Source organism: Salinirubellus salinus (assembly GCF_025231485.1).
GTDB lineage: Archaea > Halobacteriota > Halobacteria > Halobacteriales > Haloarculaceae > Salinirubellus > Salinirubellus salinus.
This window is the reverse complement of record NZ_CP104003.1, coordinates 492,523-517,097: the sequence shown is the minus strand read 5'-3', so window position 1 is coordinate 517,097 and position 24,575 is coordinate 492,523. Positions and strand designations below refer to the sequence as shown.

At 69.0% G+C, this 24,575-nt stretch carries 39 protein-coding genes and 1 tRNA gene; 9 read left to right on the top strand and 31 right to left on the bottom strand.

The window, feature by feature from the left end; translation table 11 throughout:
* Positions 1 to 2: 2 nt before the first annotated feature.
* Positions 3 to 1,916 (bottom strand): Hef-associated nuclease, encoded by a 1,914-nt coding sequence (han, locus tag N0B31_RS02900; RefSeq protein ID WP_260594292.1) that lies wholly within the window; start codon positions 1,914 to 1,916, stop codon positions 3 to 5.
* A 218-nt stretch (positions 1,917 to 2,134) separates the two neighbouring features.
* Here han and N0B31_RS02895 point away from each other — a divergent pair, with 218 nt between their 5' ends.
* Positions 2,135 to 2,626, top strand: a complete 492-nt coding sequence (locus N0B31_RS02895; RefSeq protein WP_260594291.1) for a JAB/MPN domain protein-containing protein — start codon at positions 2,135 to 2,137, stop codon at positions 2,624 to 2,626.
* A complete protein-coding gene (locus N0B31_RS02890; RefSeq protein ID WP_260594290.1) occupies positions 2,623 to 3,090 on the top strand; it encodes an FAD synthase family protein in 468 nt (155 codons plus the stop codon). The genes N0B31_RS02895 and N0B31_RS02890 overlap by 4 nt, the downstream gene beginning before the upstream one ends.
* Before the next feature lie 6 nt (positions 3,091 to 3,096).
* Here the strand turns inward: N0B31_RS02890 and N0B31_RS02885 are convergent, their stop codons facing one another.
* The 3 genes from N0B31_RS02885 to N0B31_RS02875 form a co-directional block, all read right to left on the bottom strand.
* Entirely contained in the window at positions 3,097 to 4,737 is a 1,641-nt protein-coding gene (locus N0B31_RS02885; protein ID WP_260594289.1) for a phospholipase D-like domain-containing protein, read from the bottom strand.
* Between the two features lie 69 nt (positions 4,738 to 4,806).
* Positions 4,807 to 6,129 (bottom strand): HEAT repeat domain-containing protein, encoded by a 1,323-nt coding sequence (locus N0B31_RS02880; RefSeq protein ID WP_260594288.1) that lies wholly within the window; start codon positions 6,127 to 6,129, stop codon positions 4,807 to 4,809.
* Between the two features lie 123 nt (positions 6,130 to 6,252).
* The gene (locus N0B31_RS02875; protein ID WP_260594287.1) at positions 6,253 to 6,981 is read right to left on the bottom strand and encodes a protein sorting system archaetidylserine synthase; all 729 of its coding nucleotides are present in this window, start codon (positions 6,979 to 6,981) and stop codon (positions 6,253 to 6,255) included.
* Between the two features lie 111 nt (positions 6,982 to 7,092).
* On the opposite strand from N0B31_RS02875, the gene N0B31_RS02870 reads away from it, so the two are divergent.
* On the top strand, positions 7,093 to 7,509 hold the full coding sequence (locus tag N0B31_RS02870) for a cupredoxin domain-containing protein (protein ID WP_260594285.1): 417 nt from the start codon (positions 7,093 to 7,095) through the stop codon (positions 7,507 to 7,509).
* A 64-nt stretch (positions 7,510 to 7,573) separates the two neighbouring features.
* Here N0B31_RS02870 and N0B31_RS02865 read toward each other — a convergent pair whose 3' ends face one another.
* From N0B31_RS02865 to N0B31_RS02845, 5 genes are all read right to left on the bottom strand, one after another.
* A complete protein-coding gene (locus N0B31_RS02865) occupies positions 7,574 to 8,218 on the bottom strand; it encodes a 30S ribosomal protein S3ae (RefSeq protein ID WP_260594284.1) in 645 nt (214 codons plus the stop codon).
* Positions 8,211 to 8,519 carry a KEOPS complex subunit Pcc1 gene (locus N0B31_RS02860; RefSeq protein WP_260594283.1) on the bottom strand — a complete coding sequence of 103 codons (309 nt, stop codon included), beginning with the start codon at positions 8,517 to 8,519 and terminating at the stop codon, positions 8,211 to 8,213. Before N0B31_RS02860 ends, N0B31_RS02865 begins: the two co-directional genes overlap by 8 nt.
* Complete coding sequence (locus N0B31_RS02855) at positions 8,516 to 9,646, bottom strand: hypothetical protein (RefSeq protein WP_260594282.1); 1,131 nt, start codon at positions 9,644 to 9,646, stop codon at positions 8,516 to 8,518. The genes N0B31_RS02860 and N0B31_RS02855 overlap by 4 nt, the downstream gene beginning before the upstream one ends.
* A 6-nt stretch (positions 9,647 to 9,652) precedes the next feature.
* Positions 9,653 to 10,120, bottom strand: a complete 468-nt coding sequence (locus N0B31_RS02850) for a 30S ribosomal protein S15 (RefSeq protein ID WP_260594281.1) — start codon at positions 10,118 to 10,120, stop codon at positions 9,653 to 9,655.
* 166 nt (positions 10,121 to 10,286) lie between these two features.
* Positions 10,287 to 10,571: a hypothetical protein gene (locus N0B31_RS02845; protein ID WP_260594280.1), complete on the bottom strand. Its 285-nt coding sequence runs from the start codon at positions 10,569 to 10,571 to the stop codon at positions 10,287 to 10,289.
* A 147-nt stretch (positions 10,572 to 10,718) separates the two neighbouring features.
* On the opposite strand from N0B31_RS02845, the gene N0B31_RS02840 reads away from it, so the two are divergent.
* From N0B31_RS02840 to N0B31_RS02815, 6 genes are all read left to right on the top strand, one after another.
* Positions 10,719 to 10,790, top strand: a tRNA-Ala gene (locus N0B31_RS02840).
* 53 nt (positions 10,791 to 10,843) lie between these two features.
* Positions 10,844 to 10,978, top strand: coding sequence for a hypothetical protein (locus tag N0B31_RS02835; protein ID WP_260594279.1), 135 nt, complete (start codon positions 10,844 to 10,846; stop codon positions 10,976 to 10,978).
* A complete protein-coding gene (locus tag N0B31_RS02830; protein WP_260594278.1) occupies positions 10,975 to 11,184 on the top strand; it encodes a hypothetical protein in 210 nt (69 codons plus the stop codon). The genes N0B31_RS02835 and N0B31_RS02830 overlap by 4 nt, the downstream gene beginning before the upstream one ends.
* The gene (locus N0B31_RS02825; protein ID WP_260594277.1) at positions 11,181 to 11,378 is read left to right on the top strand and encodes a hypothetical protein; all 198 of its coding nucleotides are present in this window, start codon (positions 11,181 to 11,183) and stop codon (positions 11,376 to 11,378) included. Before N0B31_RS02830 ends, N0B31_RS02825 begins: the two co-directional genes overlap by 4 nt.
* On the top strand, positions 11,378 to 11,782 hold the full coding sequence (locus N0B31_RS02820) for a hypothetical protein (RefSeq protein ID WP_260594276.1): 405 nt from the start codon (positions 11,378 to 11,380) through the stop codon (positions 11,780 to 11,782). The genes N0B31_RS02825 and N0B31_RS02820 overlap by 1 nt, the downstream gene beginning before the upstream one ends.
* Positions 11,775 to 14,165, top strand: coding sequence for a helix-turn-helix transcriptional regulator (locus tag N0B31_RS02815; RefSeq protein ID WP_260594275.1), 2,391 nt, complete (start codon positions 11,775 to 11,777; stop codon positions 14,163 to 14,165). Before N0B31_RS02820 ends, N0B31_RS02815 begins: the two co-directional genes overlap by 8 nt.
* Positions 14,166 to 14,409: 244 nt before the next feature.
* On the opposite strand, the gene N0B31_RS02810 is transcribed toward N0B31_RS02815, so the two are convergent.
* From N0B31_RS02810 to N0B31_RS02705, 22 genes are all read right to left on the bottom strand, one after another.
* Complete coding sequence (locus N0B31_RS02810; protein ID WP_260594274.1) at positions 14,410 to 14,547, bottom strand: hypothetical protein; 138 nt, start codon at positions 14,545 to 14,547, stop codon at positions 14,410 to 14,412.
* Positions 14,544 to 14,804, bottom strand: coding sequence for a hypothetical protein (locus N0B31_RS02805; RefSeq protein ID WP_260594273.1), 261 nt, complete (start codon positions 14,802 to 14,804; stop codon positions 14,544 to 14,546). The genes N0B31_RS02810 and N0B31_RS02805 overlap by 4 nt, the downstream gene beginning before the upstream one ends.
* Positions 14,805 to 14,806: 2 nt before the next feature.
* Entirely contained in the window at positions 14,807 to 15,283 is a 477-nt protein-coding gene (locus N0B31_RS02800) for a hypothetical protein (RefSeq protein ID WP_260594272.1), read from the bottom strand.
* Positions 15,283 to 15,897, bottom strand: a complete 615-nt coding sequence (locus N0B31_RS02795; protein WP_260594271.1) for a hypothetical protein — start codon at positions 15,895 to 15,897, stop codon at positions 15,283 to 15,285. The genes N0B31_RS02800 and N0B31_RS02795 overlap by 1 nt, the downstream gene beginning before the upstream one ends.
* Positions 15,897 to 16,022, bottom strand: a complete 126-nt coding sequence (locus N0B31_RS02790; RefSeq protein WP_260594270.1) for a hypothetical protein — start codon at positions 16,020 to 16,022, stop codon at positions 15,897 to 15,899. Before N0B31_RS02790 ends, N0B31_RS02795 begins: the two co-directional genes overlap by 1 nt.
* A 39-nt stretch (positions 16,023 to 16,061) precedes the next feature.
* Complete coding sequence (locus N0B31_RS02785) at positions 16,062 to 16,343, bottom strand: hypothetical protein (protein ID WP_260594269.1); 282 nt, start codon at positions 16,341 to 16,343, stop codon at positions 16,062 to 16,064.
* 81 nt (positions 16,344 to 16,424) lie between these two features.
* Positions 16,425 to 17,345, bottom strand: coding sequence for a hypothetical protein (locus N0B31_RS02780; protein WP_260594268.1), 921 nt, complete (start codon positions 17,343 to 17,345; stop codon positions 16,425 to 16,427).
* Between the two features lies 1 nt (position 17,346).
* The gene (locus tag N0B31_RS02775; protein ID WP_260594267.1) at positions 17,347 to 17,577 is read right to left on the bottom strand and encodes a hypothetical protein; all 231 of its coding nucleotides are present in this window, start codon (positions 17,575 to 17,577) and stop codon (positions 17,347 to 17,349) included.
* Positions 17,578 to 17,645: 68 nt separating this feature from the next.
* Positions 17,646 to 18,035 carry a hypothetical protein gene (locus N0B31_RS02770; protein ID WP_260594266.1) on the bottom strand — a complete coding sequence of 130 codons (390 nt, stop codon included), beginning with the start codon at positions 18,033 to 18,035 and terminating at the stop codon, positions 17,646 to 17,648.
* Entirely contained in the window at positions 18,025 to 18,408 is a 384-nt protein-coding gene (locus tag N0B31_RS02765) for a hypothetical protein (protein WP_260594265.1), read from the bottom strand. Before N0B31_RS02765 ends, N0B31_RS02770 begins: the two co-directional genes overlap by 11 nt.
* Before the next feature lie 105 nt (positions 18,409 to 18,513).
* Entirely contained in the window at positions 18,514 to 18,789 is a 276-nt protein-coding gene (locus tag N0B31_RS02760) for a hypothetical protein (RefSeq protein ID WP_260594264.1), read from the bottom strand.
* Between the two features lie 11 nt (positions 18,790 to 18,800).
* On the bottom strand, positions 18,801 to 19,526 hold the full coding sequence (locus N0B31_RS02755) for a hypothetical protein (RefSeq protein ID WP_260594263.1): 726 nt from the start codon (positions 19,524 to 19,526) through the stop codon (positions 18,801 to 18,803).
* Positions 19,527 to 20,057 carry a hypothetical protein gene (locus N0B31_RS02750; RefSeq protein ID WP_260594262.1) on the bottom strand — a complete coding sequence of 177 codons (531 nt, stop codon included), beginning with the start codon at positions 20,055 to 20,057 and terminating at the stop codon, positions 19,527 to 19,529.
* A gap of 2 nt (positions 20,058 to 20,059) precedes the next feature.
* Positions 20,060 to 20,347 (bottom strand): hypothetical protein, encoded by a 288-nt coding sequence (locus tag N0B31_RS02745; RefSeq protein ID WP_260594261.1) that lies wholly within the window; start codon positions 20,345 to 20,347, stop codon positions 20,060 to 20,062.
* Positions 20,348 to 20,454: 107 nt separating this feature from the next.
* On the bottom strand, positions 20,455 to 20,601 hold the full coding sequence (locus tag N0B31_RS02740) for a hypothetical protein (protein WP_260594260.1): 147 nt from the start codon (positions 20,599 to 20,601) through the stop codon (positions 20,455 to 20,457).
* Between the two features lies 1 nt (position 20,602).
* On the bottom strand, positions 20,603 to 21,427 hold the full coding sequence (locus N0B31_RS02735; RefSeq protein ID WP_260594259.1) for an ATP-binding protein: 825 nt from the start codon (positions 21,425 to 21,427) through the stop codon (positions 20,603 to 20,605).
* A complete protein-coding gene (locus N0B31_RS02730) occupies positions 21,424 to 21,999 on the bottom strand; it encodes a hypothetical protein (RefSeq protein ID WP_260594258.1) in 576 nt (191 codons plus the stop codon). Before N0B31_RS02730 ends, N0B31_RS02735 begins: the two co-directional genes overlap by 4 nt.
* Positions 21,996 to 22,637, bottom strand: coding sequence for a hypothetical protein (locus N0B31_RS02725; protein ID WP_260594257.1), 642 nt, complete (start codon positions 22,635 to 22,637; stop codon positions 21,996 to 21,998). Before N0B31_RS02725 ends, N0B31_RS02730 begins: the two co-directional genes overlap by 4 nt.
* Positions 22,630 to 23,214, bottom strand: a complete 585-nt coding sequence (locus N0B31_RS02720; protein ID WP_260594256.1) for a hypothetical protein — start codon at positions 23,212 to 23,214, stop codon at positions 22,630 to 22,632. Before N0B31_RS02720 ends, N0B31_RS02725 begins: the two co-directional genes overlap by 8 nt.
* Positions 23,211 to 23,999 carry a hypothetical protein gene (locus tag N0B31_RS02715; RefSeq protein WP_260594255.1) on the bottom strand — a complete coding sequence of 263 codons (789 nt, stop codon included), beginning with the start codon at positions 23,997 to 23,999 and terminating at the stop codon, positions 23,211 to 23,213. The genes N0B31_RS02720 and N0B31_RS02715 overlap by 4 nt, the downstream gene beginning before the upstream one ends.
* Positions 23,996 to 24,256 carry a hypothetical protein gene (locus N0B31_RS02710; protein WP_260594254.1) on the bottom strand — a complete coding sequence of 87 codons (261 nt, stop codon included), beginning with the start codon at positions 24,254 to 24,256 and terminating at the stop codon, positions 23,996 to 23,998. Before N0B31_RS02710 ends, N0B31_RS02715 begins: the two co-directional genes overlap by 4 nt.
* Positions 24,256 to 24,477: a hypothetical protein gene (locus tag N0B31_RS02705; RefSeq protein ID WP_260594253.1), complete on the bottom strand. Its 222-nt coding sequence runs from the start codon at positions 24,475 to 24,477 to the stop codon at positions 24,256 to 24,258. Before N0B31_RS02705 ends, N0B31_RS02710 begins: the two co-directional genes overlap by 1 nt.
* Positions 24,478 to 24,575 lie beyond the last annotated feature (98 nt).

The window sequence follows — 24,575 nt, the reverse complement described above, 5'->3', positions numbered from 1 at the left end:
GTTCAGTCGTCGTCCCGGACGAGCGTCGAACGGAGCTCCTCGTCGAGTTCCGCCTCGCCCATCTTCTCCACCAGCGCGTCCAGCACCGTCTCGCGGGTGCCGGAGACGAACTTGATGGAGCCGACGACGAGGTGCCCCCCACCAGAGACGCCGGCGCCGGGCAGTTCCTCGGAGAGTTCCGTCACCATCTGCGGGATGTCGAGGCGGACGCCGTCGGAACGGAGCACCGCGAAGTCCGGCCCGTAGCCGATGGTGATGACCGGGTCCCCCGTCTCCAGCACCTTCTCGTCGTGGATCCGACCGGTCGTCTTACCGGGCGCCGGGTAGGTGAACCGGTGGGCGTGCTCGTCCACGTCGAGGCGGTAGAGGTGCGCGCCGTTGGGCAGGTCCTCGTGTTCGACGTGGGGCATCGCGTCGCCGAGTTGTCGCTGTACGTCGCGCTCGGCACGCGAGGAGAGGAACTCGACGAGTTCGCGGTGGCGCTCCTCGTCGTCGCACGCCACGTTCAGCACGTCGTTGATGAACGAGCGGCCGTCGTTGTACCGGAGGAAGTGTGCGGCGTAGTCGAGCGCCTCGCCGACCCGTTCGAGGTCGTCCTCGGAGTAGCCGGCCTCGTCGGCCAGCGCGAGGAACTCGTCCATCGTCTCGGCGCGCGAGCGGTCCGAGAGGCCCGCGACGGCCGGGATGTGCCGCAGGTCCTCGGTCAGGTCGGGGTCGATGAGCCGCGCGAGTTCGACACACATCATCCCCGTCGTGATGCGGTAGTCCTCGTCGTGGAGGTAGGGGTTGACGTGCTCCTCGACGAGCGGCGCCACCGCGTCCGGGTCGGGGTGGTGGTGGTCGACGACGAGGACCGGGATGTCGTACTGCTTGACCGCGCGGTACGCCGGCGTGTCCTCCTCCGTCGAGCCGTTGTCGAGCATCAGGAGGAGCGGGAGGCGCTGGCCGTGGCGCTCCTCGTCCTCCAGCGCGAAGTTCAGGTCGCGCGTCACGTCCTCCATCTCGTAGAACGGCGCCTTCGAGGGGAGCCGCTTCAGCAGGTGTCGCGGCGCGTCGGGGTCCTCGTGGACCGAGGCGACGAAGTTCTCGAGTGCCGCCTGCAGCGGGATGGAGGCGCACATCCCGTCGCCGTCCGCGTGGTGTCGCATCCGGATGGGGCGGCCGCCGAGCACCGCACGGCGGAGCCGGCTGGCGATGGCCTCCAGCCCGGGGCGGAGTTTCTCGAACGCCTCCCACTCCACGAGCGGGTCGACCTCGGCGGGTTCGGCCCGCTCTTCCAGCCGGGCCTCCAGTCGGTCGGTCACCTCGGCCTCGGCCTCACCACGGAGGCGCGAGAGGGACTCGACCTCCAGCTGGAGTGCGCCGTCGCGGGTCTCGACCTCGCCCACGACGCGGACGACGTCCTCGCGGCCGACCTCGGGGTGCGCACGGACGCCGGCCTCCTCGAACGCCGCGCCCGGGACGATACCGGTGCCGTCGGCGACGTGGAAGATGGTCGGTCCGCCGGTCTGCTTGACCTGCACGACACGGCCCTCGATGGTGACGGTCCGTCCCACGGAGTCCCGGAGGTCGGCCACGTCGACGTCGCCGCCGGCGTCCACGGACTCGGTCACGTAGTCGTCCAGGTCCCGTTCGGCGAACGAGAGGTCGCCGTTCTCGCGGACCTCGAGCAGTTCCACGATTAGTTCGTCGCCGACGTCGTAGGTCCCGTCGAGTTCCGAGACGTGGACGAGCCCGGAGAGGCTCGCCGAGAGGTCGACGAAGACACCGTACTCGACGACACCGTTGACGGTCGCGTGGTAGTGATTTCCGGCCGACACGTCCTCCAAGGTGCAACCGGGAGCGAGGTCGTAGACAGTGGTCCCCCGGTCAGGGACCGTCTCGCCGGCGCCGCCGGCGTCGGAAGAGTGCGTCATTACCCGATAGCGGGCATCTCCGAGTTTAAGCGTTGTCACTCGGAGCGAGGACGAGGAACCGAACGAGCGAGGCGAGTGAGATTCCTCGGACCGGCGAGCGGGGAGCGCAGCGACCCGCGAGCACGTCTGTGCCTCGGCAGCCGAAGCGAGTGAGGGTCCACGAGCCACCACTAGCGACCGAACGGAACGCTTAGTTGGCGGCCGGCCGACCTTCAGATATGCGCCTGTTCCGGTCGTCGGGTGTCATCGGTATCGCCGCCGACGCCCTCGAGTTCGCCATCGAGGCGAGCGAGGACGCCCACCCCGACGAGTACATGGGCTTCCTCCGTGGCGAGGACGCCCGCAAACTCGGTCTCGACCGGGACGGTACCGTCCTCACCGACGTCCTCGTCATCCCCGGGACGGAGTCCAACCCCGTCAGTGCGACCGTCGACACCAACATGATCCCCAACGACGTGCGCGCCGCCGGCTCCGTCCACTCGCACCCGAACGGCGTCCTCCGCCCGAGCGACGCCGACCTGATGACCTTCGGCAAGGGACAGGTCCACATCATCGTCGGCTACCCCTACACCCGCGACTCGTGGCAGGCGTTCGACCGCGACGGCGAACCGGTCGACCTGCCCGTCCTCGACGTGGACGTGCGCGACGAGGCGTTCTTCGACTTCTCGCAGGCGGACATCGACGCGGAACTGGACGAGGAGAGACGATGAGCGGGGACGAGGACCGTGACGGCGGGCCGGCCTACGGTCGGGTCGTCGCCCAGGGCACCTTCGACATCCTCCACCCCGGCCACGTCCACTACCTCCACGAGGCCAAGTCGATGGGCGAGGAACTCCACGTCATCCTCGCACGCGCGGCCAACGTGACCCACAAGGAGCCACCCGTGCTCTCGGACGAACAGCGCCGGGAGATGGTCGCGGCACTGGACCCCGTCGACGAGGCCCACCTCGGCCACCTCGAGGACTTCTTCGTCCCCATCGAACGCATCGACCCCGACTGTATCGTCCTCGGACACGACCAGTACCACGACGAGGAGGACGTGGCCGGCGCGCTCGCGGCCCGCGGACTGGAGTGTGACGTCCGGCGCGCCTCACCGCGCGAGACCGTCCGCGACGACGAACTCCTCTCGACGGGTCGTATCGTCGACCGCATCTGCGAGACGCGCTGTCCGTAGCCCGGTTCAGAACCCCCGCCCACCGCCGAACTCCAGCCGACTCGCCACGAGGAGCGCCACGAGCGCCCCGACGGCGACGGCACCCAGCAGTCCGACCGGGAACCGTTGTGCCGGTCCCGTGTCGCGGGGGGCTCCCGCCGCGGCCCAGTCCTCGTCGAACACCCCAGCGAAGTAGCGGGCGGCCCCCGCACTCTCCAGCGCGACGACCACCTCGCGGTTCTCGCGGGCCGACGTCGGGTTCCAGTTCAGCGACCCGAGCAGGACCGTGTCGTCGACGACGGCGCCCTTCGCGTGGACCTTCTCGAACCGGCCGGCGGGGCGTGCCAGTCGCACCGTGAGCGGCAGGTCCTCCCGGTCGGCGCGCGTGTTCAGCCGGTCGGCCAGCGCACGGTTCTCCTCGCGCACGTACCAGGCTCCCGAGAGCAGGAGCCGAACCTCGACGCCGCGCCCTGCGGCCCGAACCGCCGCCCGGAGGAATCGCTGGTCGGGACCGTCGACCGACACCTGCAGGACCCGGACCGACTCCTCGGCCGCGTCGAGTCGGGAGACGACGGCGTCGCCGGCGTTCTCCGGTGCGACGAGGACGCTCGCCCCCGACACCGAGACCGTCGTGGGGGCGACACGAGACGGGAACGTACCGTTGGCCGGCGGACGGTGGTCGAAGTACCGGCCCGCGCGGAACTCGTGCCACGGCACCGCCGCGCGCCACCCGGCGTCCGCCCGGAACGTCGCCGCCAGCGCGGCCGCCGCCTCGGGGTCACGCAGTCGGACCCCCCAGCCGCGAGACCCGTTCCCGCCGGTCCCGGCGGGCTTCCAGTTCTCGGTCAGGACGAGCGCGCGGTCGTCCACCACGGCGTACTTGGCGTGGTGGAACCGGTAGCGCGTTGCCCGTCCCGCGAGGACCCGCACCTCCACGCCCGCGGCGGCCAACCGGTCCAGCAGTCGGGCCGACCGCCGCGAGATGCCGCCGACCGGCCCCCCGTCGAGCAGGACGCGGACGGCCACACCACGACGGTGGGCCTCGAGGAGCGCCCGCGTCGCCCGCTCGGAGGCGAACGTGTACCCGGCGAGCAGGACGCGCTCGTCGGCCCGTCGCAGCGTCTCGACGGGCGGGCCAGGTGCGTCGGGGAGGACGAACGCCGTCGCCGACCCGCCCTCGGTGTCGACGACCGGGCGGTCCGTCCGTCCGAGCGGCACCCACCCGTCCCGACCGTCCCCGTCGTACCGCCAGCGACGGACCGACCCCTCCCTCGCGGTGTCGTACTCGACGCGGGCGAGGCGCTCGCCGTCGCGCGTGAGCGTCAGCACCTCGCCACCGTTCGCGAGACTCGGCAGGTCCACGCCCACGACCCGGTGGTCGGTCAGGTTCCGCGTCCGGTTCGGCGCGGCCGAGAGGGCGACCGTGCCGTCGGCGGGGACGCGAACCGACCCCTCGCCGTCGGAGAGGGTGGTGTTGCGCGCGTGACTGACGACGACGAACTCGCCGACGTCGGCATCGGCGAGTGGGTCGGGGTAGGCAGCCGTGATGCGCGGCCCGTCGTCGATCCGCTCGGTCGGTCCGAGAGCGACGGCCGGTGCCACGGCTCCGAGAGCGAGGAGTCCGGCGAACGCGAGCGCTACGACGGGCGTCGGCGTGGGAGACGACACGGGACGTCTGGTCCCGCTATCCGACAAGAAGGTTCGGCCGGGGGGTCAGTCGGACTCGGCCGTGCCGTTTCAGGCCGCGGCTTCGGGTTCCGGCTCGCCGTCGTCGCCGAGCGCCTCGTGGGCGGCCTCGGCCTCGGTCTGGACGATGTACGAGCGGTCGTCGGCGTACTCGGCGGCCGCCTCGAGGGCGCGTTCGGTACCGATGGCGTTCAGCCCCCACGCCGCGGCCGCGCGGACCGAGTCGTTCTCGTCGTCGGCCAGCACGTCGGCGAGCGGGTCGATGGCGCGCGTGTCTCCGATGCGACCGAGCGCACGGGCTGCCTGCGACCGGACCTCCGGGTCCTCCGCGACGAGGCGGTCGGCGACCGGCTGTGTGGACTCCTCGTTCCCGAGTTCGCCGAGCGCGCGGAGGACGACCTTCTGGAGCGGCGGGTTCGCCTCCCCGTCGATGTAGTCGTGGAGCGTCTCGGTCGCCTCGTCGGCCTCCGGCCCGATCTTGCCGATGGCCTCGATGGCGTCGAAGTCACGCTTCTGGACCTTCGCCATCAGGTCGTCGTAGGCCTCCGGGGAGCCCATCCGCTTGAGCGCCTCGAGACAGTTCTCCTGCATGAACTTCGACGTCAAGCGGTCCATCGCCATCAGGACCCGCTCGGGGTCGTTCTCCTTCTCGGCGATGCGGACGACCGACAGCTCCGGCGGGTAGTCCTTCCGGTTGCGCGAGTTCAGCCGGTCGTAGAACCCGTTCGCGCGCATCTGCTGGACCACCGTGAGGTCCTCCCACTCCTGTGCCTCGTCGAGGCCGGTCTCGAGGGCGTCCGTCGCGTCGAGGAGGTCGGCGATGGTGTCGGCGTCCTCGTCGGCGTCGAGCCCGGCTTCGGAGACGTCCTCCGCGACCACGCCCAGGACCTCGACGTGCTCGTCGAGCCCGGCACCCACGTCGTACTCGGCGTCGAGCGGCTCTGCGACCGACTCGAGGAACGCGTCGACGGCCTCGGCGACCTCGTCCTCGCCCTGCTCGGTCCACTCGCCGCTCTCGATGGTCTCCTGCGCGGACTCGATGTCCGCGACCACGTCCTCTGCGTAGGGACCGCGCGCTTCCTCGAGTTCCTCGCGGACCGCCTCGAGTCGGGCCTCGACGGCCTCGGTCGGGTCCTCCTCGTCCTCGTCCTCCGGTTCGGGGAGGCTGGCCGCTTCGAGGTCGGCCGCGATGGCGTCGATGTCCGACTCGACCTCGTCGAGGTCTGCCTCGGTCTCGGCGGCCTCGATGGCCTCGCTCGCGGCGTCGAGTCGCTCGTCCAGTTCCTCCCGGTCGACGTCGACGGCCACCTCGTCGGTGGACTCGTCCGGCGCGTCGGCATCGTCGGGAGCGTCCTCGTCGTCCCCGTTGCTCATGTCCCCGAGTGCGGCAGGTCGGGGCAAAGGGATTGCGGTCTCAGCCGCGAGGTCGACCAGCGGGAGGCCTCGCACTAGGCGAGCGGCAGGGTGCGCGAGCGACCGACACGCGAGCCGCGAGGATTACGGGTCCGCAGACCCCGTGGAGCGCCAGTAGAACCGGGGCGCGAGCACGAGGTACGCCAGCGCGAACAGGAGGAGGGCACGCGGGAACACCCGCCCCGCGAACGCCGGGAACAGCAGTGCGAGCGCCTGTAACCCCCCGAGGAGGAGCGCGTCGCGCGCGAACAGCTCCGGGTAGGTGATCGGCGCGACCATCAGGTAGACCGAGAGGCCGGCCACCGCGAGGAGGAGCACGCCCTCGCTCACGCCGACGAGCCCCGCGACGTCGGCGAGGTGGAGGGTCGCGAGCAGCGTCGCCGCGAGCGTCGTCTGGACGCCCTCCGTGTACGAATCGCCGAGGTCGTACGCGGTGTAGAGGCCGAGTCGGACGACGGCCATCGCGACGAACGCCGCGGGCACCGCGAGCGCGAGGAGGACGGAGGCGTCGGCGAGGGCACCGCCCGCGACGAACTCCCCGCGAGCGAGCGCGAAGACGAACACGGCGGGCGCGACGGCGAACGAGGCCACGTCCGCGAGCGAGTCGAGGTACTCGCCGGCGGGGGTCCCCCCGCGCTTGCGGGCGACGACGCCGTCGAGACCGTCGGCGATGGCGGCCAACAGGATGAGGCGAGCCGCGATCGTCGGGTGCACGGTGGCGACGGCCGCCGCCACGAACCCGAGCGCGGCGTTCGCCACGGTTATCGCGTCGGCCACCCCGAGGCGGCCGACAAACCGTGGACTGACACGCATGGCCGTCCCGTCGGCAGGCCGTTTCTTAGTACGTTCGTTTCGGGTGCCGGTTCTACGGGGTTCGACACTCGAACCACGCCGCCTATACCCGGTCGACCCCTACGCCCGACCATGCAACGACGGGCGTTCCTCGCGGCGATCGGGACGGGCGCACTGGCCTCCCTGGCCGGGTGCTCGCTCGCCGGGGGCGGCACCCAGGGCGACGTCGAGATGGCGAAGAACGCGTACATCCCACAGCGCGTCGAGGTCGCCGTCGGCGACACCCTGACGTGGGTGAACAACGGGTCGCGCGGGCACTCCATCACCGCCTACGAGGAGGCGCTCCCCGAGCGAGCGACCTACTGGGCCTCGGGTGGCTTCGAGAGCGAGCAGGCCGCCCGGAGTGCGTTCGCCAGCGCCGACCCGTGGGGGAACGTCCCGCCCGGTGAGTCCTGGTCGTACACGTTCGAGACGCCCGGTGAACACCCCTACTTCTGTATCCCACACGAGCGCGCCGGGATGGTCGGGACCGTCGTCGTCACCGAGTAGTAGCACGCGACCCGGGAGAGCGCAGTCGCTCGGCGGCGGGTGAAGAAACGAGATCGGGGTTCGGTTACTCCTCGTCGACAGCGACGTCCTCGGTGTCGACGGCGACGCTGGCCTCTTCCTCGGCCTCGATCTCCTCGGGGCTGGCCTCGAGGGTCGTCTTCATGATCTCCGCGCGGCGCAGCGGGTAGATCTCCTTCGCCTCGGCGTAGATGGCCGAGGAGAGCCGTCCCTCGACGACGCTCGCGACGAGCTCCTCGAAGGTGCGTTCCTCGGCGGCCTCGCGGACCATGTCGATCATGAGCCGGCGGATGGCGCGCTCCTGGGAGTGGTCGGCCTTCTTCGTCGTGAACGCGACGGGCTGGAGCTGGACGCGGTAGTCGTCCGTCGTCCGGACCGTCTCGTAGGCGGCGATCTTCGAGGAGCCGCGGCGGACGAGCGAGCGCTGGTAGTCCCGTGTGAGTTCGTGGCGGACGAACTCCGTGTACGCGGAGTCCGAGCCGACGTCCACGATGCGGAACGTGAGCTTCGTGTTGTTCTCGCCGGCGTCGTTGTTCAGTTCGCCGAGCGTGGTCTCGATGGTTCGGTCGTAGAGCTGTTCGGGGTCGTCTGCGGGGGTCGTGCCGAGTTCGGCCCGGTCGAACTGCTCCGGGGCGAGCACGGTGTACCACCGCTTCTCCTGCTTTCGCTTGGAGACGCTTCGTTCACTCATTGGTGTCTGTGTTGGTGTCGGTGTGTGTACGTTCTTCGGTCTGTGCGTCCGTGTGGAGTTCGTCGGCCACCTGCATGTTCGTCACGTAGTCGTCGACGGTCGAGCGCAGTCCACCGGTCGTCTCGCGTGCCACCGTCGTCACGACGGTGGAACCCTCGACGCGGGTGTGCATCTCGGCGGTGTTGTCCGGTGCGAGCGCGCGGGCGACGGCCGTCGCGTCGGCGTGCGTCGTCCGCAGCGTCGCCCGGCGGGTCGCTCGCTCCGGTCGCTCCGACCGCTCGTCGGCGTCGGCCCCGGTCATACTGCCTCCCTGACCGCGGTCACGAGGTCGGTCGTCGAGACGGTGTCGGCGTCGAAGCGGGCGTGTGCGAGGCCACCCCGGCCGACGACGGCTCCGTCCGGGCCGAGCGCCGAGCACGCGCGGTCGAGCGACTCGCACACGCCGGGAGCACCGGCGAGCGCGGCCGCGCCCCGCGTCTCGTCGACGACGAGGACGGCCGGTTCGGGCGAGCGGAAGTCGCGCGCCAGCCGCGCAACCGTCCCGAGCGGCGTCTCGTCGTCCGCGCGGACGACGAACAGGCCGTCGTACCGGCCCGTGTCGGCCGACTCGAGCGTCGCGTGGGCGAGCGTCCCGTGCCCGCGCCACGCCGAGAGCGCCGCCTCGCGGGCGTCGTGGCCCAGCGCCAGCGCGACGCCGGTGCCGGGGCGCTCCCGAGCGACAGCGTCGAGGACGTCCGCGAAGCCAGCGAGCGTCGCGAACGGACACGCCTCGCCCACGTAGGGGTGGAGCGCGCGTTCGACCACGTCGGCCGTCCGCACCGGCGTCCCACGCACTGCCGTCAGCGCGAGGAACGAGGCCAGTCTGCGGTGGGTCGTCTCGTCCGGGTCCTCGAGCGTGCCGACCGCGTCGGTCAGCGTCACCCGTGTCTCGTCCACGTCGCCCGAGGTGGGCAGGTGGACGAGCGTCGAGTGCGCCAGTCCGTCGGCCGGGTCTGCGACTGGAATCCCGAGTCCGGGTCGTCGGTCGAGACTCGCCGCGTCGAGCAGATCACCGCCGGTCTCGCCCGGTACCGCGCCCGAGGCGACCACGCCGGCCAGCGCCAACACGGGGTCGGCGTCCGCACCGGCGAGTTCGCGGGCCGCGGCGTAGGCGGGTGCGCTCGTCGTGACTGCCGTGAACGACAGGTCGCCGCTGTCCGTCCCGACCGTCACCGTCAGGTCCGCGTCGGTCTCGCCCGGGTCCGGGACGGGCGCGACGCTCGCCTGGAAGGGAACGTCGACCGCGCGCAGGGCACGGGCGAGGACGCCCACCGCGGCGAGGGCGTCGCCGTCGGCGGTACCCACGAGGCGGACGAGGCCGGCCTCGCGGCACGCCGCGGCCACGTCGCTGGCGGCGGGGGCGGACGCTGGACGGTCGGCGGCGGACATCGACGATCAGCCTTCGAGCAGGTCGACGGCCACGTCGAAGGAGTAGGTGAACTCCTCGTCGAGTTCGTCGCCGCGGTAGTACGAGACGAGGCGTCGGATCTTCGACTCCGTGTTCTGGAGCGCGCGCTTGTTCTGCGCGTCGTTGTTGTTCTCCTCCATGTGACGGCGCAGGCGGATGGCCCGCTCCATCAGGTTCCGGAGGTCCTCCGGCAGGTCGGGCTTGGCGTCGTTGTCCTCGAGGATCGCGGTGACCTTCTTCCCGGTCGCCAGTTTGACGTTCGGGACGGGCGTGCCCTTCACGCCCTCGTCACGCAGTTTCATCCCGATCTGGGACGGGTCGTGCCCCTGCTCTGCCAGTTCGACGACGCGGGCCTCGATGTCCTCGCTGTCGACGTCGCTCCACTCCGGCGGTTCGTCTGCCACGGGGCGGTCCGAACCGGACGAGCCCCGACGGCGGGTGTGCATTCGTGCCATAGTGCTGGTTGGAAGGCACAGACCGCTGGCGGACCGGCACGTGCCGGTATGCGTAGTCGCACTTCCGCAATCCCAAGTCGCCAGAAAGACGACGAGTCAGATTTGCGGCCGTGCTCTTCCCACCGGTACCGAACCGGAGCGCGCACTAATGGCTTTCTCTTCGACGCTACTGGACCAGGTCCGCGCCACACGCCCCGCAGCGGTAGGCCCGCCGCCGCGGGAGCGACGCCTCACACCGGGGGCAGCGCGGCCCGACCGGCTCGACGCGGCTCGCGTCCGTGTCGAGTTCCGCCTCGCCGTCGACGTCGAGGACGACGCGCGTGGCATCGCCGGCCCGTCGAACTTCGAGAACCTCGCCCTCGACAGCCCCGCCACGGTAACGAGCCCGTACGCGCTGGCCCTCGTGCAGTCGTCCGTCGCCGTCGGTGGTGGTGTCCCGTCTGGTGCTCATGGGTGGGACCTCGGGGCTCCATACGAGCGTCCACGGCAAGTAGGCGGGCCTAGTGGAGCGAAAGTGAAACCGTGTCACGGTACCGGTGTGCGTGGCCGTTCACGTTCCGGTAGGTTTATTCACGAACCTCGGCTACCGTGGAGGTACGGGCTCGTAGATCAGCGGTAGATCACTCCCTTGGCATGGGAGAGGCCCCGGGTTCAAATCCCGGCGAGTCCATCGATATAAAACCCCCATAGCGGCCGCCTTCTTGCGGTTTTGGGGTGATGTTTATGTCTGAGGCACAGCGCCGGCTGCGCCTCGACGTCGAAGACCTCGAAAATCCGGTCTGTGACTACTGTGGCGTCGAAATCGAGGAAGACGAGCAGCGCTGCGAGGCCCTCGACGATGGGAGGTGTTCGCCGTGAACCTCGGCGTCCGCTCTCTTCACGAACGCCTCGACGACCTCTGGTGGTCGCTGATGCGCTCACGCCACGGCTGGGACGCCGACTTCGAGCGCCGTTGGCGGGCCGCCACGGCCATCGCTGACGGCCCGGCGACCACCGTTCACGTCGCCGCCGCCCTCGCTGGCGGTCGCCACAACCACGCGCTCGCAGAGGGGGTGAGCCTGTGACCTGCGACGCCTGCGGCGGTCACACCCCGCGACGCGGGCTCTGTCGGGAGTGCGCCCGGATGGAGCGCGCCGAGGAGGCTGCTCGGTACGGTGCCGACCCCGAGTGGGCCGACTGCCCGGAGTGTGGCGGCATCACGTCCGGCGAGGGTATCGTCTGCGCCGACTGCCGCAAGTCCGGTTCGGAGGGACCCTGATGTCGCGCGCAGACGCATCCTCGACGTCGACGTCCACCACCCTTCCGCCGGCCATCCGGACGGTCACCGACGACGAGTGCTGTCCCATCTGCGGGTTCCCACTCATAGGGCAAGGTACCGCAGTGGTCGACCTGCCAGTCGACCGGCTCGTCCCCGACAGCGTCCGCAGCGCCTTCGCGAAGGGCACCGACACCCTCCGCTCGCGCGGCTGGAACTGCCCCAACCACAGCAACCAGCTCTGGTTCGTCCATGTCGTCGACGACGCCGGCGCCGCTGGATGGACCGACTACGTCGGTGTTCCGGCGCGGCTCGAGGACACCCCGAAGGCGTGGATCCCCGTCCGCATCGACGACGTCCCCGACCCCATACTGCGGGTCATTCGCGAGGTGAGAGACGATGTCTGATGGGCGGGACACGTTCATCGACTACACCAACGACCCGGCCGAGACGTCCATCCAGAGTCAGCGGCACGAACTCGAGGACACCCCTAGCGACGACGACGAACGGACCGACCTCCAGCCGTCCAGTACACTCCCGCTCGGGCAGCTGGATGCTCTCGACCCCGAGGAGCGTCGGCGCGCCGCCCGGAAGCGGGGACTCTCATGGCCGTCCACCGACGTCGCTCGCGACCATCTCTTCGACACCATCGCGACGGTGATGCGCAACGAAGACGACCGTGTCGTCGACGCACCCACCGCCCTCGGCAAGAGCGGCACTATCGCTCGAACCCGCTGGGGCGCACGGGACGACATCACCGGCGGGAAGCCGGTCGTCCACCTCTCGGCCACACGCGACGCGAGAGACGAGGCGGCTGAGGCCGCCCGCGAGTATGGTGGTGAGCATATCGTCCTCCAGAGTAGGCACGAAGCGTGCCCGGTCGCTGCGGGCGACTTTGACCCGCCCGACGAGGACGAGGGCTGCGCGGACCTCGACCACGACCCCATCACGATCAACGGGCAGGCCGCGTCCCACTGGATCAGCGCGATGTGCGATGGGCGTGGACTCGCGTTCTCTGCCGTCCACCGCTACCTCGAGGAACACATGGACCAGTCCGGCGCCCTCCCCTGCGAGGAGGAGGGCGTTTGCCCCGCCATCCAGCAATGGGAAGACCTTCGCGAAGGCGACCACCCGCTCGTCATCGGCACTCATCAGTTCGCGCACGTACCCTCGATGCGGATGGGGACGAACGTCGTCATCGACGAGCGCCCCGACTATTGTGAAGACCTCACCACGGGCGAGGTTCGGAACATCGTCGCGAGCTACCTGCAGGAGATCGACGCGCCCGTGACCAGCTGGGAGTCCTTCATCGGTCTCTCGCGACATGAGGACTACCGCGGCGACGCGGCCGCCGAACGTGACCGCCTCCAGGAGCTCCTCGCGGAGGAGCCCGAGCGGGAGTGGTACTTCGAAGCCAACCACGCTCACACGCTCGCGCCGGGGCTAACGCGGGCCATTTTCAACGCGGAGCAGCGGGCCAACGGCCGGCGTGTCGGTAAGACACCTATCGAGCCCCCACGCCTCGACGCCGGCGCCGTCGACGACGACAGCTGGAACCGCGAGTGGCTGACCGTCGTCCTCGACGAACAGAACGACGTTCGCACCGTCCGAGTGACGCCCGACTTCTCGCTCGCACGGAGCCTGCTCGGGCTCGACGCTCACCCTGCGAGGCCCGTCTGGCAGGCGAATACCCTGCCGTACATCCAGCCGAAGCAGGTCCTCGCCCCCGACGAGCGGCGGCTCTGGCGCCGCTATGAGCGCGGGCTCCGTGTCGTCCAGGTGGGCGACGCCACTCGCCCGCTCGCCTCCGGTCGCTACTTCGACGAGCGTGGCACCGGCGCGCTCGTCGAACATCTCCGCGCCAAGTACGGCGCCGGGCTCGCGACGGCCATCACCACGATGTCCGTCGAGCAGCGCGTCGGGTCGCTTCTCGAGGACGTTGGCGTCGACGACCCCGAGACGATGCACTACGGCGAGGAGAAGAGCCGAAACGACTTCGCCGACGAGTCCATCGGCCTCGTGCTCGGTTGTCTGGACCCCGGCGACGGGTACGTTCTCGATCTGGTCGCCGAACTCGACTGTGACGCCACCGTCGAACGGTCTGAGACCCCCTGCGATTCGTGTGACGGCGAGGGCTGCTCGTCCTGCGACGGCGTCGGTCACAAGCGGGCCCGCGGCCGCGGCTTCGTCGGCGAAGACGCCGAGACGGCGCAGGCCGTCCTCGCGTCCGTTCGAGAGAGCCACACCGCGCAGGCGGCCGGACGGTACGCTAGGCGTCCGGAGGACCCGGAGTCCAGCGCCACGGTGTTCGTGAGGACCGACGCGATTCCTCCCGGTTTCGCGGACGTCCAAGTCCCCGGCGTGTCGTGGCTCGCGACCGACAAACAGCGGGCCGTCCTCGAGGAGCTCCGTGCGAGCTCGGAGAAGGTATCGGCACAAGAGCTCGCCGACGCGAGTGGTGTTTCGAAGCGCCACGCCACGCGGACGTTGAAGCGACTCGCCGAGGAGAACCTCATCGACCTATACGAGGGCGAAGGACGCTACGGAGCGACGCTCTACGCTGCCGATGAGACCATCCCGGACAGCACGGTCGACTACGACCTCAAACACGACCGCGACCCTCACCCCGCGCCGGATGTCGTAGGAGGACCCTATACCTACGCCGTCTCGATTCTAGACCCCAACATCGTCCACGCTACCGTCGACGACACGCCAGAGGCTCAGAGTGGGTCGGCGGGGTCCGTCTGGGACTGGCGAGGTGCTGCTAATCCACCACCGGCCGAGGAGTAGCAGCGAGAAAACGGTCGGTCACGCGGCGGTCCGACAGCCCCGGCTTCGTCACTCGTCGACGACAGGTAAGCCGCTCTTCGTACCGACTTCGACGATGTCGTCGGGGTCGGCGGTAATCCACGCCGAGGAGTTCGACGGGTCGACCAACGTGATGTCGCCAGCCATCCGCATCACCTTCAGCTGCGCTCCGTGCGGACCGGGGAGGGCTGGGCGTTCGCGAGCACCGCGAGGGAGATCGTGGAGGTCACTCACTCTGACCACCCATCCGGTCCTCGACGACCGACCACACCGTCGTCGACCACTGCGACGGTCGTGTGAGCAGGGCGAGCAGGAACGCCCACCACGGTACCCGCTGCTCGAGCAGCCATCCGTACTCGATCACGACCCACCACCGTCCTCCCGGCCGTCGCGAACGATGGTCGCACGGACCGCCTTCACCTCGGACTCGTCGACATCGAGTTCGTCCTGGAGCCGGTCCGCGTCGACGCGCAGGTGTTCACGCGCGAGTGCGACCACCGCCGCCGCGAGTTTCCGCGTCCGCGGTCGGAGCTCGTAGACGAACATCGTCACCACGACGACGAACGTCCCGACATCGACGGGCGAGCCGAGCCACCCCACGTCGACAAACGCGAGGACCATCGTCAGCCGGTCACCCCGCCGACGTCGACAGTGCCGTTCGTCGCCGCCGCGAACGCTAGCACGAGCAGCAGGCCGACGACGAACTCTTGATTGTTCAGCGTCCAGTCGAGCCACCCCGGCGTAGCCGCCTCGGCCGCGTTCTGGAAATCCTCGACCGTCTGGTCGACGTTCCCCTCCGTTGGCGTCCACATCTCCGACTGGCCCGAGCCGGCGGTGTTGCCGGACTCATCATCTACGAGGGAGTAGAGCCCGCCGAACCCCTCATCGAAGCCAAGGGCTGCAGCGTCGGCGGCACCAGCTACCGTGTCGTAAGGGTTTGTCGCCCTGTCGATGGGGTTCTGTGCGGTCTCGACGAGCCCGCTCCACCAGTCGTTGGACCCGTCCCAGGTGTCGCCGTCATCGAACTCCTGGTACCCCGCGTCGGCCGGATCGATGCCGTTCGCCTCGAGGTCTTCCTCGATACTGCTCGCGATACCCATCAGCCACCGCCCCCGCTGAGTAGGAGGGCCCCGAGGAGGCCAGCCCCCACGAGCAGTCCCGGCGACATCGATCCTGTATCGGGTGCGATGGGGACGAAGAACGGCTGGGCGCTCTCGCCCGGCGTGGACCCGTCTTGTGTCGCTCCGCCTGTCCCCTCGTTTGCCGAGACGTTCAACTCGTCCCACGCGCTGGCCTGCTCCTGAACGTCACCGTCCTCATCGTCGATGCCATCGTTGTCGCCCGTCGACGGGTCACCGTCCCAGTTGTCCGGGTCCTGACGCGCGTCGTTGTACTGGCTGTATGACGAACTGCTACCGCTATCCGACCCGCTGCTCGAACCCCCATTGTCGATACCAGAGGTCTCGCCGTAGCCGAGGTCTTCGAACGTCACGCTGTCGTCGCTTCCACCGTCGTCCGAATCGCCATCCCAGTTGTCGGCATTCGTTCGCGGGTCATCCGTGTACGCGTCGGTGCTCGACCCGCCCGAGTCAGCGAGCCCGTCACCATAGTCGTCCCAGCTGACCGTACTCCCGCTGTCGGAGCTCGTACTCCCGCCTCCGTCGTCGGAAGAGGATGACCCACCACCGCCTAGATTCCAGTTGAGCTGGGCCATCAGTCGATCACCTTCACGGCGGGCTGGCCGCCGACCTGTGCCTCTGTCGTTGCGCCGGCAGAGCCCGAGGCGGCCAGCAGCGCCACCAGTCCGACCCCGCCGAGCGCGGATTTTCCGTTGTTCATGGTTCAGTGCCGAGTTGCCGGCCTCGGCAGGCCGTACTTTTATTCGCCTCTTCGGATTCGCTCGTCGAGTCCAACGACCATGTCGCGGAGCCACCGATTCCACAGCTGGTCGATCGGTGTCGCCACCCCGAACGCGTGCTCGACAGCGTCGTCGAGCGCCACGAGCAGGCCCACCAGTGTCCCGACTGCGCCGACCGCCGGATAGGCCGGCCACACCGACCAGAACGAGAACACCGCCGCCGCCACCCCTATCCAGAAGTGGTGCGGCAGGCTCACGTCCCCGTCCGGCTCGGTGTCGTGGGGGAACTCCTTGTCTATCATTCCAAGCGGCTCCTGACCGCCAGCGTCGTGTTCTCTGTCATTGGTTGGTATCGGAGGGTTGCCGGCCCCTCCGGGCCGTAGTTAGAGCGGCTCTCTCGGGGCGAGTGAAGTCACGTATAGCGTTGTGGAACTGTTCGTGCCCGCCCGGAACCCCTTGAACGACACCGGAGAGCCAAGCGTCACCTCTGTCGACCCACCCACCGCGTTGGACAGTTCGGCCGAGTCGAAGGTGTAGACGATGCTACCGTCAGCGTCCAACACCTCCAAGTCGGCCACGTCAACGGATGAGGATGGGTCGAGTTCGAGTCTGAAACCGGTGGCCCCGTAGAAGGGATGTGTCACTTCGTTGGTGACGGTGTCGTTGCTCCCGATGTAGGCGTTCGTCCCGTCGCTCCCGTCCCACCAGTCGGCGCTTCGCTGGCCGGTGACATACCGGAACGACGGCCCGGTGTCTACGTCACCAGTCTGCCCGTCCACCGACTGCACCGGCGCCGCGTTGCTCGCCTCGCCGTCCGTGTATCGAGAGTGGTGAGCGTCGCTCGGCGTGTCTGCTTCGGTCCCGTGGCGGACAGCACCCGCCTGTATCTGGCTCGATCCGACCGCGTCGGCCGCGATGAGTGCGTTCGTGATGCCCTCCGGCGCCACTCGAACGTTCCCGCCACCGTCGATAGTGAGGCCGGTCGAGAGCGCCGCCACGAGTGCCCCACCCGAGAGCGTCACCCCATCACCGATAGAGAGCCCGAGCCCCTGCGTGCCGTTCTCCGTGAGTGGGTCGCTCACCGTCACCGGCGAGTGGTGGTCATCCGCCCCGATGTCCATCAGGTCAGTGTGCGAGGCGTAGCCCGTCACCACCCAGCCGGTCGAGTCGAACACCTTCGCCTCGCCGCTCCCGTCGCTCCCGGCGTCCGTGTCGAACCAGAGATCGCCGAGTTGCGGGTTGTTCGGCTCACCCGGCTGGACGTAGTCGAACCCACCGCCGCCCGGAGAGGCGTAGCCCGCCATCTCACTTCACCCCCTTGCCGGCGCCGCGACCGTTGCCGCGACCTCGACCACGGCCGCGGCCGGGGTTCTCCTTCCGAGCCCGGAGCCCGAACGGGAGCGTCGCCTCGGTGGGTTCGGCGTGCCAGTCCTGCCCGTCGTAGACCTTCAAAACCGGCGTGTCGCCCGACGTGTCGAGCCACACCGCTGCGAACGCGGGGGCGGTGGGTTCGGCGTCACCCTCGTGGTCGGGCATCCGACCGAGACCGCCATCAGGGCCACGCACTCCACTCGGTCCGCGGCCGCCAGCAGCGTATCCCGCCATCAGGCCACCTCCCCGACCACGTAAACGGTGTCGCCAGCCTGCGACGCCCGCACCCGGATACTGTTCGTATCCTTCACTCGCTGGGTGGTCGCTCCACCAGCCGGGAGCGGCACCACAACGCCGCCCTGCGGCCCGAAGTAGATCGGGCCGGCGTTATTCGGGTCCGCGACGATGGCCACCTCACAGCCGTCCTTCACGCTGTTGCTCGGCAGGTCCTCGCCCGCCGCGTCCGTCGTCGGGTCGACCGCGTCGGCGAAGATGCCGTCAGCATTCGAGAGCCGGTCACGTATCGCCTGCTGCAGGTCCTCGTTTGCTGGAGCCGTGACGGTTCCCTCGGAATCCTGAACGCGTTTGAGCTGCTCAACCTCTGTGGCAGTATCAAGCGCCATTGGATTCACCTCCAGTAGGTTCCCAGCCGACCGGCTGAATGAAGTACGTCTGAGTTCCGGCAGCAGCCGAGACTCGCGTAATCTCCACCTCCAGCGACTGACTGAACGAGAGTGCCGGGAGGAACGTCACTCCCATATCGTCGATGTCAGTCGGCGGCGCTGGCGCCGGTCCGAACCGAATCGTGTCGTCGATACGAGCCTGGTACAGCGTGTTTCGGGCCTTTGAGATGGCGAGGATTGGAAGCGTGAACTCCGTCACCCGCTGTTCTGGTGTGAACCTGACCGTCGCTTTCTGGCCAGGGTCAAGCGTCACGCTCGCGGGCTCGTTGAACGGCCGGGCATCTGGTTCCGGCGACGGGACGACGTCAACCATTGTGGCCTCCTTGTCCGTCCATTCCGGCGCGCTCGCGGAGCGTTCGCTCTTCTTCTTCGGTGACGTCCTCGATCTCGATCTCAATTGTAGTCTTTCGGTCGGACATCAGGAACTCACCTTCCAGTAAGTCGCGACCAACACTGCAACGACCGAGAGGCCATTCAACACTAACTCGACGTCCTCGCGTTTCCAGCTAGTCTGCTCGAAGAACGCGTCAACGGGCGACTGTGGGACCGACTCGACGTTGACAGTCGTGCCAAGCTGTCCGCCCATCGTCGGTGCTGGTGTAGCAGTCGTCGTCATCGACGACGCCAGCGTTGAGGTCGATGCTGCCGATGATGCACCCACCATCTCGAACGGTCCACGGTACTCAGCGGTCATCATAGGTCACCTCACCGCATGTGCGCCTTGATCTCGGGGGCGAGCCCGTCGATGACACCCTCGCCACGCTGAACCGGGATGGACAGTAGCGCGTTCGTCGGCTCGGTCCCGTCGCCGTCCGGGTCCGTGTACCGGACGGTGTAGGGGGCGTTGACGACGACCTCGAGGCTCATGTCCGCCGCGACGAACGGCTGGGCCTGCGACTCGTCGAGCGTGAGGAACTCGGGCTGTTCGGCCTGGTTCGTCTGGTGGACCAGCGCCGGGTTCACCGTGAAGAGGTCCTCGCGAGTGTTCCCGTCGGCCGCCACCTTCCGGAGGTTCAGCGTGGCGGCCTTCCCCGAGACGTAGTAGACGTGAACAGTGGAGTTCGTCCCCGAGTCGGTCACGTCGATGTCGCCGGTCGAGTAGTCGATGCTGTCCGGCGTACCGTAGTAGGTCCCGTCGAGCCACACGACCGCGTCGAGCGTGTCGGGCGAGTCGACGATGTCGTGGGTGAGGGTGAACGTCTCCGTGTTGTCGGCCGTCCCGTCGGTCGTGAACGACTCGTAGGCCGGCACGGCGAGCTTCAGCGGGTGAGCCCGGCCACTCATCAGCGCGAGCACGGCGTCGGCCTGGAGCGTCGCGACGACCGAGTCCTTCCCCTGCGAGTTCACCGCCGTCTCGAAGTCGTCGGGGCTGAGTTCGTCTCGCCGGCGCCCGAGGTCACTCAGACGCCGGCGCACACCGTTGCTGAACATCTACCGCTCACCCTGTCGAACGGCCTGGTTGTCGACCTGCCACTCGGACTGGGACCAGTCGACGGCGGCGCTCGCCTCGAGCTGGAAGTACATCGCGTCGATGTCCCGGACGTTGATCGCCTGGATCGGCTCGTCCGTCGCGGACGTCTCCGGGCGCTGGAGGACGATCTTCGCGTTGTCGATGTTGTCCTCGTCGCGCTGGGTCGTGATGTCGTTCGCGACGTAGAACGAGAGGTTGGACTTCTTCGCGCTGACCTTCACCGGTTGCTCCATCCCCTGCACCTCGAGGGCGAAGAACACCGCCGAGTTCGGCGGAATCGGGTCGCCGTTCGAGTCGTACAGGTCCATGTAGACCGGGACGCCGACGTTGCTCCCCTTCGCCACCTGGTTGGCGATACGGAGGAACAGCCCTCGCGAGGGAGAGATCTTCACGATGGGCGTCGCGCCCGGAGCCGAGGGGGTGTTCGTGAGCTTCTCGACCGCCTCACCGGTCGCACCGTTGTTGATGAAGAGGTTGGTCTCGTTCGCCATGCTCAGTTACCTCCGATGCGGGCCAGCACACCCGTCCGCCGGGCGAGGTCCTCACCGAGGGCGACGCCGCCGCCGACCTGGACGTGGCGCTTCATCCGGCCCGAGAGCGCGAGCTCGGCGCCGACCACGACACCGGCGTCGTACACCTCGGGCGGCACCGTGTAGCCCATCGCCACGTTGGGACCGTACTGCTGGGCGAGGTTCGCGCTCATGTAGCCGCCGAGCGCCGCGCCGGCGTCCATGAGGAACTGTTCGTCTGCGAGTTTACCGAAGGCATCTCCAAACTCCATGCTACATCGGGTCGTAGCGGGTCGCTCCGGTTGAAGAACCGACAAACTGAGAGTTGGGAAGACGGCGCGAGACGCGGCGACCGCGGGGACCACGCGGGTCCCGCGGGCTACCGATGACGTGGCCCTTCCTGTCTGAGGAGGTATCGGACTACGCCCGCGTTCGTCTCGATCCCGAGTTCCTCCTCGAGGCGCTCGGCCAGGTCGTCGAACTCGCTCGCCGCGTCGCCGTAGAGGGTCACGTGTGTCTCGCTCATCTCAGAGTCCTACGTCGATACCGACCCCGGAGGCGCCGACGTGGTCGCACTTCGGGTTCCAGTCTTCGGCAGACTGGAGCCGGGCGAGCTCCCCGTCGTCGTCGGAGTAGATCCACTCGCTGTTCGTCGTCACCTTCGACCCGTCGGGCAGTTCCTTCGACCACTTCCGGACGCTCACCGCGCCCGCATCCGGGGCGTGGAGTTCCTCCGGCAGCGACGGGACCCGCGACCCACCGGGCTGGTGGACCTCCTTGGGGTACTCGGTGATGGCGTCGATGGCGTTCAGGTCGTTCTTGTCTTTGAACCCGCCGAAGAACCGGGCATCGAAGTTCCCGAACACGTCCTTGTCGACCGAGGCCGGCCGCTGAGACACCCACGCCGCCGACTTCTGCTCACCACGCCCGGTCGTCGCGAGCCCGCCGATCACCTCTGGATAGCTCCCCGACTGCGGGGCGACCCGGTGGGCTTCGTCGATTAGGAACAGGAGGCGATGGTCGCGCATCTGTCGACGCCCAACCCGAACGATGTTCGCGACGACCTCCCTCCACCCTTCGTTGTCCAAATGCCGCGAGTTCCGAGCCACCACGACGTGCCCGTTCTCGAGAAGGTCGCGATACTGGTCGTCGGTCCAGAGCTCACGCTCGACCTTGCCGGCCTGCCAGTGGACGAACGGCGCCGGCCCGTGCTCCTTCGAGCAGAGTCCCCGGTACTCGTCCTTGTAGTCCAGGACGACGACGCCGTCGTACTTGCTCGTGTTCCGCTCGGCGAGCGCACTCGCTCCGAACGACTTGCCCCACCCCGAGCCCGCGAACATCCCGAGGTTCACTCGCTCTCACCGGCCGCGTGGTCGACGGCCCGTTCGTACGCCTCCTGCGTCCGCTGGGAGGGCCCGGTTGCGCCCTCCTGCAGGACCCGCTGGGGCGTGACGTTCACCACCAGCTCCTCGAACTCCTCGAGGGGCACGTCCCACGTCCGCCGGATGTGCGCGTCAGCGATCTCCGTCGTGCCCCCGTCGACCCCTTGCTCGCGGTAGTTCTCGGCCCACTCTCGACACGTCGCGTTCCACTCGGCGGCGTCCATCCCGACGTAGCGGACGGTCTCGGCGTCGTCGGCCTCGCTGACGTGGTCGGGGACGTGGTGCTCCAGCCAGTACGACTGGAGGTTCCCCGACACTCGTGCCGAGAGGAGGTCACAGAGCTGGTCGACCCGCGCGTCCTCGTCGATGAGTGCCGGCGCCTCGCCGGGGACGTCGAGGACGTCGTGGAGTTCGCGAGCGGTCCGGCGCTGCTCGGCCTCGATGTGAGCGATGACGCCCGCCGCCTCCCGGAGGTGCTCGGACTGCCGTGGGTTCTGCGCGATCTGCCGGAGCTCCTGGAGCCGGTCGAGGCCGAGACTCACAGGTCACCACCTCCAGCGGGGCCGGCACCGTCACGGATGCTCTCGAGGGCCGACCCGAGCACGGCCGAGTCCTTCGCGAGGACCGACACCGCGACCACACCGGACCCGACCGCGATGGCCTGCCCTGGTGGGAGGTCCTCGGTCCCACCCATCTCCGCGACGAGCCGGTCGACGTCCTCGTTCAGCCGGATGGGTGGCTGGGTCGCGAGGGACTCGACCTCGGCGCGGACCTCGGCCGGGTCACCCTCTCCGTGCTCGTCGACGACGGCGCCGAGCAACACCGCGAGGAGCGAGACGTACTGGTCGCCCCACGTCGACGTCTTCGAAGACCCGTCAGCCCCCGTCGAACCCCCACCCTCGACCCCCGAATAGGGGGTGTCCGACCCCCCTTCAGAGGGGTCTTCGGGAGGTTCGTCGTCCCCATCGCCGTCCCCCGGTTCGCCCCCATCCGAGGGGGGTTCGTCGGTAGGTCCGGAGACGGCGGCCTCGATGTCGGCGGGGTCGACCCCACTCAGGTCTATCTCGGCCCGCTCGTCGTCCTCGATCTCCGGGCGTTCGTCCCTCGACGAACCCCCATCGACCCCCGCTTCAGAGGGGTCGTCGAGAGGTTCGTCGTCGGCGTCCTCAGGGTCACTCAAAGGTGGGCACCCCCGTCGATGCCGTAGCGGTGTCGTCGTCCGTCACGTCACCTGATTCCGAGGGCTCCGGTGTGGGGGTCGACTCCCCACCGCCACCCTCGCTCGACCCCCTGTTGGACCCCCCAGCGAGGAGGGCCACGAGGGCACCGAGCGGAACGACTATCCAGAGAAGGTCGGACCAACCCCCACTGGACCCTGACGAACCCTCGTCGCTACCCCCATCGGACCCCCCTCCAGCGGGGTCGTCGTGAGGGTCTCCGTCCCCATCGCCGTCCCCCGATTCGCCCCCTTCGGTGGGAGGTTCGTACTGGGCGGCGTACTCGTCGTCCCCCTCCTCGGGGGTCGAACCCCCTCCCTCGGACCCCTCGTCGGTGGGGTCCGACCCCCCTTCGGTGGGGGGTTCGGGAGGTTCGTCGAGCCCGAACGCCTCGGGATACCACTCGGTCCACGCCTGGTCCTCGGCGGCCTCGCGATGGTCCTCGTCGGTCTTCCCGGTCACGTGCGACCGGAGCGAGGCGGGGCTGGATCCCTCGAACCCACAGGTGTCGATACGGCACGGTAGCTCGTTGTCGGTCATACTTCGAGGTCCTCCTTCGTGATGGTCGCACCGCCCAGCTGTTCGAACGCGAGCGGGTCCTGGTCCACCTGCCCGCGTATCTCGTTGATACCCGCTGCCGCCTCACGGGCCCGCGCGAGCCCGGTCCGATACGACGTCCACAGTCGGTCGAGCGCTCCCAGCTGCCGACCGGAGAGGTCGGTGTCCGGTTGGGCCGCTGCGTCGGCGTCCATGATCGCCTCGATCTCCTCCTCGGGGAGCCCGCACGCTTCGCCGAGGAACTCGCAGGCTTCGGAGTCGCCGTAGCGACACTCGTCGCGGGCGTGGTTGCACTGCTGGGACTGCCCACGCTCGGCCTGTCGCGCCATGCGGGCGGCGGTGACGTCCTCGTCCTCCTCGGCGTCGAGGCGTTCGCTCCCACGCTGGTCGGCCTTCCACTCCTCGGCACGGCCGGCGTGCTCGTCGACGGTGAGTTCCGGGTCGTAGTAGGCAGTCCAGTCCTTCACCCCCGCAGCGCGGAGGGTCCCCTTCACCCACTGGGCCTTGAGGACGCTCGACCCGTCCTTCGAGAAGTCGAGTCGGCGCTTCTCCTCGGCCGTGAGGCTGGCCTGTTCCTTCACACTCTGCTGGTCGCCACGGTCCTGCGCGGCGCTCTGCCGGGCCTCCTGGACGACCCGCTCGGGGGCATCGTCCGCGAAGGTGACCGTCTTGAGCCGCCGGTCGTCACCCTCGGCGAGCGCTTCGGGGTGGTCCTCGCGGATGGACTCGGCTACGTCCCGACGGCCGAACTCGATCTCCGTCGTCACGCGCCGGCACCCCCGTCGGCCTGCCGGGAGAGCGTCGGCGCGCAGACGACGAGTGCCCGCGTCCCCGGCCCGAAGGGGTCACCGTCCGCCCGTCGACGGGCGAGGGCCCCGTCCAGGTCGTCGTAGTCCCCGACGTCGAACGTCCACCAGCAGCGGGTCGGCTCGACGAGCGAGAACACGCGGTCGAGGATGCGTTCCTCGCGACGGTCCTCCGGCTGGAGTACGACGCGGTCCTCGCCGTTCCCGTCGGCGTGCATCACTCCCCGTCCTCCCCATCGTCCCCCTGCTCGTGGACGTCCTCGAGTGCGGCCACCGGTTCGGGCCCGTCGATCACCTCCGCGTCGACGAGGTCCATCCGGAGCTCGCGAACGTTTCGGTTGGTCCGCCGGCTCTCGTGGTAGCTGTCGTACGCCAGCGCTGCGCCGAGCAGCCCGACGAGTAGCAGCACTTCCTCCATCGGAATTCGTATCACTCGCATCACGCCTCGCCTGCGGGGACGGGCGCCAATCAGTCGGCCCGCTGGAGGGTATTCGAGTTGTAACTGGATGGGCAATTTAAGTACGAACAATCCCGAAA

Bases quoted from the DNA above. Each gene is read 5' to 3' on its own strand.
- N0B31_RS02755 (WP_260594263.1), bottom strand. From the start codon at position 19,526: ATGTTCAGCAACGGTGTGCGCCGGCGTCTGAGTGACCTCGGGCGCCGG.
- N0B31_RS02765 (WP_260594265.1), bottom strand. From the start codon at position 18,408: ATGGTTGACGTCGTCCCGTCGCCGGAACCAGATGCCCGGCCGTTCAAC.
- N0B31_RS02835 (WP_260594279.1), top strand. From the start codon at position 10,844: ATGTCTGAGGCACAGCGCCGGCTGCGCCTCGACGTCGAAGACCTCGAA.
- N0B31_RS02775 (WP_260594267.1), bottom strand. From the start codon at position 17,577: ATGCCCGACCACGAGGGTGACGCCGAACCCACCGCCCCCGCGTTCGCA.
- N0B31_RS02770 (WP_260594266.1), bottom strand. From the start codon at position 18,035: ATGGCGCTTGATACTGCCACAGAGGTTGAGCAGCTCAAACGCGTTCAG.
- N0B31_RS02815 (WP_260594275.1), top strand. From the start codon at position 11,775: ATGTCTGATGGGCGGGACACGTTCATCGACTACACCAACGACCCGGCC.
- N0B31_RS02880 (WP_260594288.1), bottom strand. From the start codon at position 6,129: ATGAGCAACGGGGACGACGAGGACGCTCCCGACGATGCCGACGCGCCG.
- N0B31_RS02740 (WP_260594260.1), bottom strand. From the start codon at position 20,601: ATGAGCGAGACACACGTGACCCTCTACGGCGACGCGGCGAGCGAGTTC.
- N0B31_RS02805 (WP_260594273.1), bottom strand. From the start codon at position 14,804: ATGGTCCTCGCGTTTGTCGACGTGGGGTGGCTCGGCTCGCCCGTCGAT.
- N0B31_RS02780 (WP_260594268.1), bottom strand. From the start codon at position 17,345: ATGGCGGGCTACGCCTCTCCGGGCGGCGGTGGGTTCGACTACGTCCAG.
- N0B31_RS02890 (WP_260594290.1), top strand. From the start codon at position 2,623: ATGAGCGGGGACGAGGACCGTGACGGCGGGCCGGCCTACGGTCGGGTC.
- N0B31_RS02820 (WP_260594276.1), top strand. From the start codon at position 11,378: ATGTCGCGCGCAGACGCATCCTCGACGTCGACGTCCACCACCCTTCCG.
- N0B31_RS02855 (WP_260594282.1), bottom strand. From the start codon at position 9,646: ATGTCCGCCGCCGACCGTCCAGCGTCCGCCCCCGCCGCCAGCGACGTG.
- N0B31_RS02870 (WP_260594285.1), top strand. From the start codon at position 7,093: ATGCAACGACGGGCGTTCCTCGCGGCGATCGGGACGGGCGCACTGGCC.
- N0B31_RS02710 (WP_260594254.1), bottom strand. From the start codon at position 24,256: ATGCACGCCGACGGGAACGGCGAGGACCGCGTCGTACTCCAGCCGGAG.
- N0B31_RS02745 (WP_260594261.1), bottom strand. From the start codon at position 20,347: ATGGAGTTTGGAGATGCCTTCGGTAAACTCGCAGACGAACAGTTCCTC.
- N0B31_RS02850 (WP_260594281.1), bottom strand. From the start codon at position 10,120: ATGGCACGAATGCACACCCGCCGTCGGGGCTCGTCCGGTTCGGACCGC.
- N0B31_RS02795 (WP_260594271.1), bottom strand. From the start codon at position 15,897: ATGGCCCAGCTCAACTGGAATCTAGGCGGTGGTGGGTCATCCTCTTCC.
- N0B31_RS02790 (WP_260594270.1), bottom strand. From the start codon at position 16,022: ATGAACAACGGAAAATCCGCGCTCGGCGGGGTCGGACTGGTGGCGCTG.
- N0B31_RS02720 (WP_260594256.1), bottom strand. From the start codon at position 23,214: ATGACCGACAACGAGCTACCGTGCCGTATCGACACCTGTGGGTTCGAG.
- N0B31_RS02895 (WP_260594291.1), top strand. From the start codon at position 2,135: ATGCGCCTGTTCCGGTCGTCGGGTGTCATCGGTATCGCCGCCGACGCC.
- N0B31_RS02865 (WP_260594284.1), bottom strand. From the start codon at position 8,218: ATGAGTGAACGAAGCGTCTCCAAGCGAAAGCAGGAGAAGCGGTGGTAC.
- N0B31_RS02705 (WP_260594253.1), bottom strand. From the start codon at position 24,477: ATGCGAGTGATACGAATTCCGATGGAGGAAGTGCTGCTACTCGTCGGG.
- N0B31_RS02785 (WP_260594269.1), bottom strand. From the start codon at position 16,343: ATGATAGACAAGGAGTTCCCCCACGACACCGAGCCGGACGGGGACGTG.
- N0B31_RS02845 (WP_260594280.1), bottom strand. From the start codon at position 10,571: ATGAGCACCAGACGGGACACCACCACCGACGGCGACGGACGACTGCAC.
- N0B31_RS02800 (WP_260594272.1), bottom strand. From the start codon at position 15,283: ATGGGTATCGCGAGCAGTATCGAGGAAGACCTCGAGGCGAACGGCATC.
- N0B31_RS02760 (WP_260594264.1), bottom strand. From the start codon at position 18,789: ATGACCGCTGAGTACCGTGGACCGTTCGAGATGGTGGGTGCATCATCG.
- N0B31_RS02860 (WP_260594283.1), bottom strand. From the start codon at position 8,519: ATGACCGGGGCCGACGCCGACGAGCGGTCGGAGCGACCGGAGCGAGCG.
- han (WP_260594292.1), bottom strand. From the start codon at position 1,916: ATGACGCACTCTTCCGACGCCGGCGGCGCCGGCGAGACGGTCCCTGAC.
- N0B31_RS02875 (WP_260594287.1), bottom strand. From the start codon at position 6,981: ATGCGTGTCAGTCCACGGTTTGTCGGCCGCCTCGGGGTGGCCGACGCG.
- N0B31_RS02750 (WP_260594262.1), bottom strand. From the start codon at position 20,057: ATGGCGAACGAGACCAACCTCTTCATCAACAACGGTGCGACCGGTGAG.